This is a genomic window from Achromobacter ruhlandii, from assembly GCF_002082135.1.
Lineage (GTDB): Bacteria > Pseudomonadota > Gammaproteobacteria > Burkholderiales > Burkholderiaceae_B > Achromobacter > Achromobacter ruhlandii.
In genome coordinates this window covers 6284841-6296546 of sequence record NZ_CP017433.1, presented here as the reverse complement: position 1 = coordinate 6296546, position 11706 = coordinate 6284841, and the positions used below count along the sequence as shown (strand labels likewise).

At 61.7% G+C, this 11706-nt stretch carries 15 protein-coding genes; 14 read left to right on the top strand and 1 reads right to left on the bottom strand.

Annotated features, from left to right (window positions below; translation table 11 throughout):
• Window positions 1-8 precede the first annotated feature (8 nt).
• Entirely contained in the window at window positions 9-725 is a 717-nt protein-coding gene (locus tag AruCF_RS28620) for a response regulator transcription factor (protein WP_049077259.1), read from the bottom strand.
• A gap of 261 nt (window positions 726-986) precedes the next feature.
• Here AruCF_RS28620 and AruCF_RS28615 point away from each other — a divergent pair, with 261 nt between their 5' ends.
• The 14 genes from AruCF_RS28615 (at window position 987) to rplP (ending at window position 11706) form a co-directional block, all read left to right on the top strand.
• Window positions 987-1688 (top strand): response regulator transcription factor, encoded by a 702-nt coding sequence (locus tag AruCF_RS28615; RefSeq protein WP_049077257.1) that lies wholly within the window; start codon window positions 987-989, stop codon window positions 1686-1688.
• A 614-nt stretch (window positions 1689-2302) separates the two neighbouring features.
• Window positions 2303-2680: a 30S ribosomal protein S12 gene (gene rpsL / locus AruCF_RS28610; protein ID WP_005017264.1), complete on the top strand. Its 378-nt coding sequence runs from the start codon at window positions 2303-2305 to the stop codon at window positions 2678-2680.
• 175 nt (window positions 2681-2855) lie between these two features.
• Window positions 2856-3326 carry a 30S ribosomal protein S7 gene (rpsG, locus tag AruCF_RS28605; RefSeq protein WP_006389600.1) on the top strand — a complete coding sequence of 157 codons (471 nt, stop codon included), beginning with the start codon at window positions 2856-2858 and terminating at the stop codon, window positions 3324-3326.
• Window positions 3327-3344: 18 nt separating this feature from the next.
• Window positions 3345-5447: an elongation factor G gene (gene fusA / locus AruCF_RS28600; RefSeq protein WP_049077256.1), complete on the top strand. Its 2103-nt coding sequence runs from the start codon at window positions 3345-3347 to the stop codon at window positions 5445-5447.
• Between the two features lie 76 nt (window positions 5448-5523).
• Entirely contained in the window at window positions 5524-6714 is a 1191-nt protein-coding gene (tuf, locus tag AruCF_RS28595; protein ID WP_020925806.1) for an elongation factor Tu, read from the top strand.
• A 74-nt stretch (window positions 6715-6788) separates the two neighbouring features.
• Window positions 6789-7100 carry a 30S ribosomal protein S10 gene (rpsJ, locus tag AruCF_RS28590; protein WP_003806903.1) on the top strand — a complete coding sequence of 104 codons (312 nt, stop codon included), beginning with the start codon at window positions 6789-6791 and terminating at the stop codon, window positions 7098-7100.
• A gap of 332 nt (window positions 7101-7432) precedes the next feature.
• Window positions 7433-8122, top strand: coding sequence for a 50S ribosomal protein L3 (rplC, locus tag AruCF_RS28585; protein WP_006392074.1), 690 nt, complete (start codon window positions 7433-7435; stop codon window positions 8120-8122).
• 4 nt (window positions 8123-8126) lie between these two features.
• Entirely contained in the window at window positions 8127-8744 is a 618-nt protein-coding gene (rplD, locus tag AruCF_RS28580; protein ID WP_006389605.1) for a 50S ribosomal protein L4, read from the top strand.
• Complete coding sequence (gene rplW, locus AruCF_RS28575) at window positions 8741-9037, top strand: 50S ribosomal protein L23 (protein WP_006389606.1); 297 nt, start codon at window positions 8741-8743, stop codon at window positions 9035-9037. Before rplD ends, rplW begins: the two co-directional genes overlap by 4 nt.
• Window positions 9038-9865: a 50S ribosomal protein L2 gene (gene rplB / locus AruCF_RS28570; protein WP_006389607.1), complete on the top strand. Its 828-nt coding sequence runs from the start codon at window positions 9038-9040 to the stop codon at window positions 9863-9865. It begins immediately after the preceding gene.
• A 12-nt stretch (window positions 9866-9877) separates the two neighbouring features.
• The gene (gene rpsS, locus AruCF_RS28565) at window positions 9878-10153 is read left to right on the top strand and encodes a 30S ribosomal protein S19 (protein ID WP_006216555.1); all 276 of its coding nucleotides are present in this window, start codon (window positions 9878-9880) and stop codon (window positions 10151-10153) included.
• Between the two features lie 3 nt (window positions 10154-10156).
• Window positions 10157-10486: a 50S ribosomal protein L22 gene (rplV, locus tag AruCF_RS28560; RefSeq protein ID WP_006389608.1), complete on the top strand. Its 330-nt coding sequence runs from the start codon at window positions 10157-10159 to the stop codon at window positions 10484-10486.
• A 9-nt stretch (window positions 10487-10495) separates the two neighbouring features.
• Window positions 10496-11287: a 30S ribosomal protein S3 gene (gene rpsC / locus AruCF_RS28555; protein ID WP_006389609.1), complete on the top strand. Its 792-nt coding sequence runs from the start codon at window positions 10496-10498 to the stop codon at window positions 11285-11287.
• Window positions 11288-11289: 2 nt separating this feature from the next.
• On the top strand, window positions 11290-11706 hold the full coding sequence (rplP, locus tag AruCF_RS28550; RefSeq protein WP_006389610.1) for a 50S ribosomal protein L16: 417 nt from the start codon (window positions 11290-11292) through the stop codon (window positions 11704-11706).

The following is an 11706-nucleotide window of genomic DNA, read 5'->3' as shown; positions in this document are numbered from 1 at the left end:
GTCAGGGGCTAGGGCGCGGAGGGCGGGCTATCTTCCGACGCGCTGATCAATTCCAGCCGGTAGCCGAGCGCGTAGGACGAGCTCAGGCGCACGCCATGCTCCGGACGCAGCTGGAGCTTCTGGCGGATGTTCGACAGATGGGTGTCGAGTGTGCGGGAGGTGGCGGGAATCTCGCGATTCCAGACGCATTCGGCCAGCACGTCGCGAGACATCAGCCGGCCCAGGTTGCGGAAAAACAGCAGCGCAAGTTCGAATTCCTTGGGCGCCAGCGCGACCGCCGCGCCATCGAGCGAGATCGTGCGCGCGGCGGGATCGACGCGGTAGTTGGCGACATCGAATGCTTCATCGGCCGGCTCGGCGATCTGGCTGCGGCGCAGCAGTGCCGCGACGCGCGCCAGCAGTTCCAGCGGCCGCAGGGGCTTGACGATGTAATCGTCGGCGCCGGCGCGCAGGCCCTCGACCAGGTCATCCTCGCTGGAACGGTTGGTCAGGAAGATGACGGGAATGCGCGGGCCGATGTTGGCGCGCAACCAGCGCACCACATCGTCGCCATCGATATCAGGCAGGTGCCAGTCCAGCAGCACCAGGTCAAACGATTCATTGCGCAAAGCGGCAAGCAGGTCGCGGCTTTGCTGATAGCTGGTGCAGGTGTATCCGGCGGCAGTCAGGACTTGCTGGATACGTTTCGCCTGGTCCAGGTCGTCTTCCAGCGACGCGATTTTCATCAGACGTGGTCTCGCGAAGGTTGGCTGCGCAAGCGCGCCCTGTGGCGCCCCAATGCAAGAAGAGGAAAGGATTGTGTAATGGAATGATAACTCGCGTCGCGTCACCGTTGGCTACGTTGTGCCAAGAACTGTCAAACATTGCAAACTTGACGAATCTTGACTGGAGTTGTTGCACAACAACCGGTCAAACTGTCCTCAACCTTCCCGCGAACCAGCGCGGTCTGCCGGGCACCGGGGGGGCAGAAGGGATGGAAAGAACCTATGAATCAATTGCGCGTACTGATGATGTCGCCGGACGAGGCTGCACGTAACACCGCTGTGTCCGCACTGCTTCAAGCGGGAATTTCGGCCCGCGGCTGTTCGACTTCTCTGGAATTATTTGGCCTGCTCAGCAATGGCACCTACGACGCCGTCGTGCTCAATGTGGGCACGCTCGGCGAAATCGGCTATGCCCTGGTGGCTCGCCTGCATGGCTCCTCGCCCCTGGGCATCGTGGTGATGGGCACCAACCTGTCCCTGGAAACCCGCCTGCGCTGTCTGCAGAGCGGCGCGGACGCCTGCCTGCCGCCGCCGCACGATCCGCGCGAACTGGCCTGCATCCTGCTGGCGCTGGCACGACGCCTGCCTGCCGGCCAGGACGCCGCCGCGGTCGAGGAGCCCGTGCCAGGTCAATGGGAACTGCGCGACCAGGGCTGGACCCTGGCGGCGCCCTCCGGCACCACGATCTCGCTGTCCGCCAACGAGCGCTTGATCGTGCGGTCGCTGCTGGAAGTGGCGGGCCGGGCAGTCGGTCGCAACGAGTTGGGAGATGAGCTTCGGGTGGAGGGGGGCGGGGCGCGCTCCAGCGGCACGCGCAGCATCGACGTCATCGTCAGCCGTCTGCGCCGCAAGGCCGAGCTGGCCGGGGTGATGTTGCCGATCCGCACCGTCTACGGCAGCGGCTACCTGTTCGCCGACCAATAAACTGTCCACGCCCATCGTCACCGGCTACACTGCCGGCTGGCTTGCGGACTCCCGTCCGCCGCCCGGCGCCATGGCGGGCTTGTCGACTCCGGGCCCTCCGGATCGCCATCATTGGGTCGGTCGGTAATTTGGCCCCATTTTTATCGACCTGCGTTCGACCTGCGCTTATCTGGCCGTCTTTTGCCGGCAACGCGCCCGCGCGTTTCGCGCACAAAAGTTTTTGACAGTGCGCCAAGTTCTAAGCTATGCTAAAGGGCTTACTGCTTTATTCGCGCGCAAAGTTTGATGCCAGGAATGGCGATCACGTGTGATCAAGGCGCCAGGAAAGACAGGTCCGGCCAGTCGTTTTCCGGTGAAACGTTCGAATGAACTTCGAACGCAATCATCCGGCGGCCCAAGGCCAAAGGGGTGCGTCACGAGCCCCCGTCATCCGACGCTGCCATCTCCGAAGCATCCGGTTTGTGCGTTTGTCATGGTTTGTTGGCAGGCCCGCTCTTTTACGTATTTGAACGTTTGAGGCGGTCTTGCGCGAGCCGCCTTCTCCAAGAGTCATCGCTTGAGGAGACGAGTACGTAAGTACTTACCAGTGGTACGTAAAAGGGATTTCAAAGGTCATGCCTACCATTAGCCAACTCGTGCGCAAGCCGCGCGAAGTCAGCATCATCAAAAGCAAGAGCCCCGCGCTCGAAAACTGCCCGCAACGCCGCGGCGTGTGCACTCGCGTGTACACCACCACCCCCAAGAAGCCGAACTCCGCTCTGCGTAAGGTTGCCAAAGTGCGTCTGACCAACGGTTACGAAGTCATTTCGTACATCGGCGGTGAAGGCCACAACCTGCAAGAGCACTCGGTGGTTCTGGTGCGTGGCGGTCGTGTGAAGGACTTGCCCGGTGTGCGTTATCACATCGTGCGCGGTTCCCTCGACCTGCAAGGCGTCAAGGATCGCAAGCAAGCCCGCTCGAAGTACGGCGCCAAGCGCCCGAAGAAGGCCTAAGGGTTCGCAACGCGAATCAGCAGTACCCCCGCGTGGCGGCCATCCGTCATTAGGGAAGTGCAACCGCGCCGTCCGCAATACAGGAAGGTGCGCGGCACGTAAGGGGTCGTCTTATTGGACGGCCATGGCCGTGTAATGAAACACGGTTCAACTGAACAGACACAAGGAAGCAACAATGCCCCGTCGTCGCGAAGTACCCAAGCGCGAGATTCTGCCCGATCCCAAGTTCGGCAGCGTCGAACTCGCCAAGTTCATGAACGTCGTCATGCTGGACGGCAAGAAGGCCGTCGCCGAGCGCATCGTCTACGGTGCCCTCGAGCAAGTCGCCACCAAGACCGGCAAGGAGCCGATCGAGGTGTTCAGCCTGGCGATCAACAACATCAAGCCGATCGTCGAAGTGAAGAGCCGCCGCGTTGGCGGTGCCAACTACCAAGTGCCGGTTGAAGTGCGCCCCGTGCGCCGCCTGGCCCTGGCTATGCGTTGGCTCCGTGAAGCCGCCAAGAAGCGTGGCGAGAAGTCGATGGATCTGCGTCTTGCTGGCGAACTGATCGACGCCTCCGAAGGTCGTGGCGCCGCGATGAAGAAGCGCGAAGACACGCACAAGATGGCCGAGGCCAACAAGGCCTTCAGCCATTTCCGCTGGTAATTTAAGGACTAACCCACCATGGCCCGCAAAACCCCGATCGAGCGCTATCGCAACATTGGCATCTCTGCGCACATCGATGCAGGGAAAACCACCACGACCGAACGTATCCTGTTCTACACCGGCGTCAATCACAAGATTGGCGAAGTGCATGATGGCGCCGCCACCATGGACTGGATGGAACAAGAGCAAGAGCGTGGCATCACCATTACGTCGGCTGCTACGACGGCGTTTTGGCGTGGCATGGCCGGCAACTACCCCGAGCACCGCATCAACATCATCGACACCCCGGGGCACGTGGACTTCACCATCGAGGTGGAACGTTCCATGCGCGTCCTGGACGGTGCCTGCATGGTCTACTGCGCGGTGGGTGGTGTTCAGCCCCAGTCCGAAACCGTGTGGCGCCAAGCCAACAAGTACGGCGTGCCGCGTCTGGCGTTCGTCAACAAGATGGACCGTACCGGCGCGAACTTCTTCAAGGTCTATGACCAGCTGAAGACGCGTCTGCGCGCGAACCCTGTGCCCATCGTGATCCCCATCGGCGCCGAAGACACGTTCCAAGGCGTGATCGACCTGGTCAAGATGAAGGCGATCATCTGGGACGAAGCCAGCCAAGGCACCAAGTTCGACTACAAGGACATTCCGGCCGAGCTGGAAGGCGCCGCCGCCGAATGGCGCGAAAAGCTGGTTGAAGCCGCCGCCGAATCGTCGGAAGAGCTGATGAACAAGTACCTGGAAACGGGTTCCTTGGACGAAGCCGAAATCAACCTGGCCATCCGTCAACGCACCATCGCTGGCGAAATCCAGCCGATGCTGTGCGGCACCGCCTTCAAGAACAAGGGCGTGCAGCGCATGCTGGACGCGGTCATCGACTACCTGCCTTCGCCCGTGGACATTCCCCCGGTTGACGGCCAGGACGACGATGGCAACGCCATCAACCGCAAGGCTGACGACAACGAGAAGTTCTCGGCGCTGGCGTTCAAGCTGATGAGCGATCCGTTCGTGGGTCAGCTGACCTTCGTGCGCGTCTACTCGGGCGTTCTGAAGTCGGGCGACACGGTCTACAACCCCATCAAGGGCAAGAAGGAACGTATCGGCCGCATCCTGCAGATGCACGCGAACAACCGCGAGGAAATCAAGGAAGTTCTGGCCGGCGACATCGCCGCCGTGGTGGGCCTGAAGGACGTGACGACCGGCGAAACGCTGTGCGACGTCGATTCGCACATCCTGCTGGAGCGCATGGAGTTCCCCGAGCCCGTGATTTCGCAGGCCGTCGAACCCAAGTCGAAGGCTGACCAGGAAAAGATGGGCCTGGCGCTGTCGCGCCTGGCGCAGGAAGATCCGTCGTTCCGCGTGCGCAGCGACGAAGAATCCGGCCAGACCATCATTTCCGGCATGGGCGAGCTGCACCTGGAAATTCTGGTCGACCGCATGAAGCGCGAATTCGGCGTGGAAGCGAACGTCGGCAAGCCCCAGGTGGCCTACCGCGAAACGATCCGCAAGACCTGCGAAGAAGTCGAAGGCAAGTTCGTCAAGCAGTCGGGCGGTCGTGGTCAGTACGGTCACGTGGTCCTGAAGGTCGAGCCGCTCGAGCCGGGCGGTGGCTACGAATTCGTCGACGCCATCAAGGGCGGTGTGGTTCCTCGCGAATTCATCCCCGCGGTGGACAAGGGCATCCAGGAAACGCTGCCTGCCGGCATCCTGGCCGGTTACCCGGTCGTGGACGTCAAGGTCACGCTGTTCTTCGGTTCGTACCACGATGTGGACTCGAACGAAAACGCGTTCAAGATGGCCGGCTCGATGGCGTTCAAGGAAGGCATGCGCAAGGCTAGCCCCGTGCTGCTGGAACCGATGATGGCCGTTGAAGTCGAAACGCCTGAAGACTACGCCGGTACCGTGATGGGCGATCTGTCCTCGCGTCGCGGCATGGTCCAGGGCATGGACGACATGGTCGGTGGTGGCAAGACCATCAAGGCCGAAGTCCCGCTGGCCGAGATGTTCGGTTACGCCACGAACCTGCGTTCGCTGACGCAAGGTCGTGCCACGTACACGATGGAATTCAAGCATTACTCCGAGGCCCCCAAGAACGTCGCTGACGAAGTCATCGCCGCTCGGGCCAAGTAAATAACCCTCGCCGCGACCGCCCACAAGGCGGCGCGGCAAATATCGAAATTTCCTTGAAAGTCAAAGGATAGAGATCATGGCAAAAGGCAAGTTTGAACGCACCAAGCCGCACGTGAACGTCGGCACCATCGGTCACGTCGACCACGGCAAGACCACCCTGACGGCGGCCATCACGACCGTTCTGTCGACCAAGTTCGGTGGCGAAGCCAAGGGCTACGACCAGATCGACGCGGCACCTGAAGAAAAGGCTCGCGGCATCACGATCAACACGGCGCACGTCGAGTACGAAACGGAAACGCGTCACTACGCGCACGTTGACTGCCCGGGCCACGCTGACTACGTCAAGAACATGATCACGGGCGCGGCGCAGATGGACGGCGCGATCCTGGTCGTGTCGGCCGCTGACGGCCCGATGCCGCAAACGCGTGAACACATCCTGCTGAGCCGCCAGGTTGGCGTGCCGTACATCATCGTCTTCCTGAACAAGGCCGACATGGTTGACGACGCCGAGCTGCTCGAGCTGGTGGAAATGGAAGTTCGCGAACTGCTGAGCAAGTACGACTTCCCGGGCGACGACACCCCGATCGTGAAGGGTTCGGCCAAGCTGGCGCTGGAAGGCGACAAGGGCGAACTGGGCGAGCAAGCGATCCTGTCGCTGGCCCAAGCCCTGGACACGTACATCCCGACGCCCGAGCGTGCCGTTGACGGCGCGTTCCTGATGCCGGTCGAAGACGTGTTCTCGATCTCGGGTCGCGGCACCGTGGTGACCGGCCGTATCGAGCGCGGCGTGATCAAGGTCGGCGAAGAAATCGAAATCGTCGGTATCACCCCGACGGTCAAGACGACCTGCACCGGCGTGGAAATGTTCCGCAAGCTGCTGGACCAAGGTCAAGCCGGCGACAACGTGGGCATCCTGCTGCGCGGCACCAAGCGTGAAGACGTCCAGCGCGGCCAGGTTCTGGCCAAGCCGGGCTCGATCACCCCGCACACGGACTTCACCTCCGAGGTGTACATCCTGTCCAAGGAAGAAGGCGGCCGCCACACCCCGTTCTTCAACGGCTACCGTCCCCAGTTCTACTTCCGCACGACGGACGTGACGGGCACGATCGACCTGCCGGCCGACAAGGAAATGGTTCTGCCGGGCGACAACGTGACGATGACCGTCAAGCTGCTGGCCCCGATCGCCATGGAAGAAGGCCTGCGTTTCGCCATCCGTGAAGGCGGTCGTACCGTCGGCGCCGGCGTCGTCGCCAAGATCCTGAAGTAATCCGGATCACTTAAGCAGCACACAACCAGCGAGGGCCTATCAAAGCCCTCGCCTCTCGTTCTTTAGGAAACGCCATGAAAAACCAAAAGATCCGTATCCGCTTGAAGGCTTTCGATTACAAGCTGATCGATCAATCGGCCGCTGAAATCGTCGACACCGCCAAGCGCACGGGCGCCGTTGTCCGCGGCCCGGTGCCGCTGCCCACGCGTATCCGTCGTTACGACGTGCTGCGTTCGCCGCACGTCAACAAGACGTCGCGTGACCAGTTCGAAATCCGCACCCATCAGCGCCTGATGGACATCGTTGACCCCACCGACAAGACCGTTGACGCCCTGATGCGTCTGGACCTGCCGGCCGGCGTCGACGTCGAAATCGCGCTGCAATAAGGCGCTCCCGGGTCCGCCACCTTCGCCGGTGGGCTCGTGAAGAATGGCCGCAATCCCTCGGGACTGCGGCCATTTTGTTTTTGCGCCACAACCCTGGCGTGCTGGCAGCGGGCATAGGTCCTTTTACGCTAAGTGCTTGTGCTGCCTGAAAAAAACGTGCTAATATGCCAAGCTTGCCATTTTGTGGCAGGTCTAACTATGGTGAGGCGCGCGCAAGTCCGGGATTTTCCGGGCCGGCAACCCCAAGCCAGGTTGAACATAGTCGTAGGGCAAAGGCCGTTACCTTTTGCCTGATTAGCCCCGACCAATCGCAGTCGGGAATGGAGAAAACGATGTCGAATTCGACACCCACGCCCGCCGCTCATCGGCTGGGGCTGGTGGGTCGCAAGGTCGGCATGACCCGCATTTTTACCGAGGAAGGTGAATCCATCCCGGTGACCGTGCTGGACGTGTCGAACAACCGCGTGACCCAAGTTAAGTCGCTGGAAACCGACGGCTACGCCGCGATCCAGGTGGCTTATGGCGCTCGTCGCGCCTCGCGCGTGCCGCAAGCACAAACGGGCCACTACGCCAAGGCCGGCGTTGAAGCCGGTAGCATCCTCAAAGAATTCCGCCTTGATCCCGCTCGCGCCGCTGAATTTGCGGCCGGTTCCGTGATCGCCGTGGAATCGGTGTTCGAAGCCGGCCAACAGGTCGACGTCACGGGCACCACCATTGGTAAGGGCTTTGCCGGTACCATCAAGCGCCACAACTTCGGCTCGCAACGCGCCTCGCACGGTAACTCCCGTTCGCACCGCGTTCCCGGCTCGATCGGCCAAGCTCAAGATCCGGGCCGCATTTTCCCGGGTAAGCGCATGGCGGGTCACCTGGGTGATGTCACCCGCACCGTTCAAAACCTCGACGTCGTTCGCGTTGACGTGGAGCGCGGCCTGCTGCTGGTCAAGGGCGCTGTCCCCGGCCACGCTGGCGCCGATATCGTCGTGCGTCCGGCCATCAAGGCCCCGGCCAAGAAGGGAGCGTAAGTAAATGGATCTCAAGCTCCTGAACGACCAAGGTCAGGCCGCGACTTTCAGCGCGCCCGACACGATCTTCGGCCGTGACTTCAACGAAGCGCTGATTCACCAGATCGTGGTGGCTTTCCAAGCCAACGCCCGTGCCGGCAACCGCGCTCAGAAGGATCGCTCGGAAGTCAAGCACTCGACCAAGAAGCCCTGGCGCCAGAAGGGTACCGGCCGCGCTCGCGCCGGTATGACCTCGTCGCCGCTGTGGCGTGGCGGTGGTCGGATTTTCCCGAACTCGCCGGAAGAGAACTTCAGCCAGAAGGTCAACAAGAAGATGTACCGCGCCGGGATCCGCTCGATCCTGTCGCAGCTGGCTCGTGAAGACCGCATCGCCGTCGTCGAATCGTTCGATCTGGAATCGCCCAAGACCAAGGCCGCCGCTGCAAAGCTGAAGAGCCTGGGCCTGGACTCGGTCCTGATCATCACCGACAACGTCGATGAAAATGTTTACCTCGCCACCCGCAACCTGCCGCACGTTGCCGTTGTCGAGCCCCGTTATGCCGATCCGTTGTCGCTGGTCCACTACAAGAAAGTGCTGATCACCAAGCCGGCCATCGCTCAACTCGAGGAGATGCTGGGATGAACGCTGAACGCTTGATGCAAGTCATTCTGGCTCCGATCGTGACCGAAAAGGCCACGTTCGTCGCTGAGAAGAATCAGCAAGTCGCTTTCCGTGTCGTGGCTGACGCTACCAAGCCGGAAATCAAGGCTGCCGTCGAACTGCTCTTCAAGGTGCAGGTCGAGTCCGTGCAGGTCCTCAACCGTAAGGGCAAAGTCAAGCGCTTTGGCCGATTCGTTGGCCGTCGTCGCGACGAGCGCAAGGCCTACGTTTCGCTCAAGGACGGCCAGGAAATCGACTTTGCGGAGGTGAAGTAAATGGCCCTCGTAAAAGTTAAGCCGACTTCGGCTGGCCGCCGTGGCATGGTGAAGGTTGTCAGCCCGAACCTGCACAAGGGTGAGCCCTACGCGCCGCTGCTGGAAAAGAAGACCCGTGGTTCGGGCCGTAACAACAACGGTCACATCACGATCCGCCACCGTGGCGGCGGTCACAAGCAACACTACCGTGTCGTCGACTTCCGTCGCGACAAGGACGGCATCCCCGCGAAGGTCGAGCGTCTGGAATACGACCCGAACCGTACGGCGCACATCGCTCTGCTGTGCTACGCCGACGGCGAGCGTCGCTACATCATCGCTCCGCGCGGCCTGGAAGTGGGCGCCACGCTGATCTCGGGCATCGAAGCCCCGATCCGCGCCGGCAACACGCTGCCGATCCGCAACATCCCGGTGGGTACGACGATTCACTGCGTCGAAATGCTGCCTGGCAAGGGTGCCCAGATGGTCCGTTCGGCCGGCGCTTCCGCCGTCCTGCTGGCCCGCGAAGGTACCTACGCTCAAGTGCGTCTGCGCTCGGGTGAAGTTCGCCGTGTGCACATCGAATGCCGTGCCACCATCGGTGAAGTCGGTAACGAAGAACACAGCCTGCGCCAAATCGGCAAGGCCGGTGCAATGCGTTGGCGCGGTGTCCGCCCGACGGTTCGTGGCGTGGCCATGAACCCGGTCGACCACCCGCACGGTGGCGGTGAAGGCCGTACCGGTGAAGCACGCGAACCGGTCAGCCCGTGGGGCACTCCGGCGAAGGGTTACAAGACCCGTCGCAACAAGCGGACGAACAATATGATCGTCCAACGGCGCAAGCGCAAGTAAGAGGCGAACACTATGTCACGTTCGATCAAGAAAGGCCCGTTTGTCGATGCTCACCTGATCAAAAAGGTGGACACGGCCGTCGCGGGCAAAGACAAGAAGCCGATCAAGACCTGGTCGCGTCGCTCGACGATCCTGCCCGAGTTCATCGGTCTGACGATCGCTGTGCACAACGGCAAGCAGCATGTTCCCGTTTACATCAACGAGAACATGGTCGGTCACAAGCTGGGCGAGTTCGCGCTGACCCGTACGTTCAAGGGTCACGCCGCGGACAAGAAGGCGAAGAGGTAAGCGATGGAAACTACTGCCATTATCCGTGGGGTTCACATCTCCGCTCAAAAGACGCGTCTGGTTGCGGATCTGATCCGCGGCCAGAAGGTCGGCCGTGCGCTCGAGATCCTCACCTTCTCGCCGAAGAAGGCCGCCGCCATCCTGAAGAAGGCTGTCGAGTCTGCCATCGCCAACGCCGAGCACAACGACGGCGCCGATATCGACGAACTGAAAGTCACCACGATCTTCGTGGACAAGGCTCAGTCGATGAAGCGCTTCTCCGCTCGCGCCAAGGGCCGCGGCAACCGTATCGAGAAGCAGACCTGCCACATCACGGTCAAGGTCGGAGCTTAAGGAGTCACGATGGGTCAGAAAATTCACCCCACTGGGTTCCGTCTCGCGGTCACCCGTAATTGGTCCTCGCGTTGGTTCGCCGACGACAAGGCCTTCGGCAGCATGCTGGCCGAAGACATCCGCGTCCGCGAGTACCTGAAGAAGAAGCTCAAGAGCGCCTCCGTCGGTCGCGTGATCATCGAGCGTCCCGCCAAGAATGCCCGCATCACCGTCTACTCGGCTCGTCCGGGCGTGGTGATCGGCAAGCGCGGCGAAGACATCGAAAGCCTGAAGGCTGATCTGCAGCGCCTGATGGGCGTGCCCGTGCACGTCAACATCGAAGAAATCCGCAAGCCGGAAACCGATGCTCAACTGATCGCCGACTCGATCTCGCAACAGCTCGAGAAGCGCATCATGTTCCGCCGCGCCATGAAGCGCGCGATGCAGAACGCCATGCGTCTGGGTGCCCAAGGCATCAAGATCATGAGCTCGGGCCGTCTGAACGGTATCGAAATTGCTCGCACCGAGTGGTATCGCGAAGGCCGTGTGCCGCTGCACACCCTCAAGGCCAACATCGACTACGGCACCTCCGAAGCCCACACCACGTACGGCGTGATCGGCATCAAGGTCTGGGTCTACAAGGGCGACATGCTGGCCAACGGCGAACTGCCGCCGGAAACCGCCGCCCCGCGTGAAGAAGAACGTCGTCCGCGCCGCGCTCCGCGTGGTGATCGTCCGGACGGTGCTCGCACCGGTCGTCCGGGTGGTCGTGGCCGTGGTCCCCGCAAGGCGGACGCTGCTCCGGCGCCTGAAGGAGAATAACCATGCTGCAACCCTCTCGCAGAAAGTATCGCAAAGAGCAGAAGGGCCGCAACACCGGTCTGGCGACCCGTGGCACCCACGTGTCGTTCGGCGAATTCGGTCTGAAGGCCACCGGCCGTGGCCGTCTGACCGCTCGCCAGATCGAAGCCGCTCGTCGTGCCATCAACCGTCACATCAAGCGCGGCGGCCGCATCTGGATTCGCATTTTCCCGGACAAGCCCATCTCGCAAAAGCCTGCCGAAGTCCGTATGGGTAACGGTAAGGGCAACCCGGAGTACTGGGTCGCCGAGATTCAGCCCGGCAAGGTGCTCTACGAAATGGAAGGGGTTAGCGAAGAGCTCGCGCGTGAAGCTTTCCGCCTGGCCGCTGCCAAGCTGCCGATTTCGACCACGTTCGTCGCGCGTCATATCGGTGCTTAA

Excerpts from the sequence above, each read along its gene's own strand:
- rplW (WP_006389606.1), top strand. The coding sequence starts at position 8,741 with ATGAACGCTGAACGCTTGATGCAAGTCATTCTGGCTCCGATCGTGACC.
- tuf (WP_020925806.1), top strand. The coding sequence starts at position 5,524 with ATGGCAAAAGGCAAGTTTGAACGCACCAAGCCGCACGTGAACGTCGGC.
- rpsG (WP_006389600.1), top strand. The coding sequence starts at position 2,856 with ATGCCCCGTCGTCGCGAAGTACCCAAGCGCGAGATTCTGCCCGATCCC.
- rplV (WP_006389608.1), top strand. The coding sequence starts at position 10,157 with ATGGAAACTACTGCCATTATCCGTGGGGTTCACATCTCCGCTCAAAAG.
- rpsJ (WP_003806903.1), top strand. The coding sequence starts at position 6,789 with ATGAAAAACCAAAAGATCCGTATCCGCTTGAAGGCTTTCGATTACAAG.
- rpsL (WP_005017264.1), top strand. The coding sequence starts at position 2,303 with ATGCCTACCATTAGCCAACTCGTGCGCAAGCCGCGCGAAGTCAGCATC.
- rplD (WP_006389605.1), top strand. The coding sequence starts at position 8,127 with ATGGATCTCAAGCTCCTGAACGACCAAGGTCAGGCCGCGACTTTCAGC.
- rpsS (WP_006216555.1), top strand. The coding sequence starts at position 9,878 with ATGTCACGTTCGATCAAGAAAGGCCCGTTTGTCGATGCTCACCTGATC.
- rpsC (WP_006389609.1), top strand. The coding sequence starts at position 10,496 with ATGGGTCAGAAAATTCACCCCACTGGGTTCCGTCTCGCGGTCACCCGT.
- AruCF_RS28615 (WP_049077257.1), top strand. The coding sequence starts at position 987 with ATGAATCAATTGCGCGTACTGATGATGTCGCCGGACGAGGCTGCACGT.
- fusA (WP_049077256.1), top strand. The coding sequence starts at position 3,345 with ATGGCCCGCAAAACCCCGATCGAGCGCTATCGCAACATTGGCATCTCT.
- rplP (WP_006389610.1), top strand. The coding sequence starts at position 11,290 with ATGCTGCAACCCTCTCGCAGAAAGTATCGCAAAGAGCAGAAGGGCCGC.
- rplB (WP_006389607.1), top strand. The coding sequence starts at position 9,038 with ATGGCCCTCGTAAAAGTTAAGCCGACTTCGGCTGGCCGCCGTGGCATG.
- AruCF_RS28620 (WP_049077259.1), bottom strand. The coding sequence starts at position 725 with ATGAAAATCGCGTCGCTGGAAGACGACCTGGACCAGGCGAAACGTATC.
- rplC (WP_006392074.1), top strand. The coding sequence starts at position 7,433 with ATGTCGAATTCGACACCCACGCCCGCCGCTCATCGGCTGGGGCTGGTG.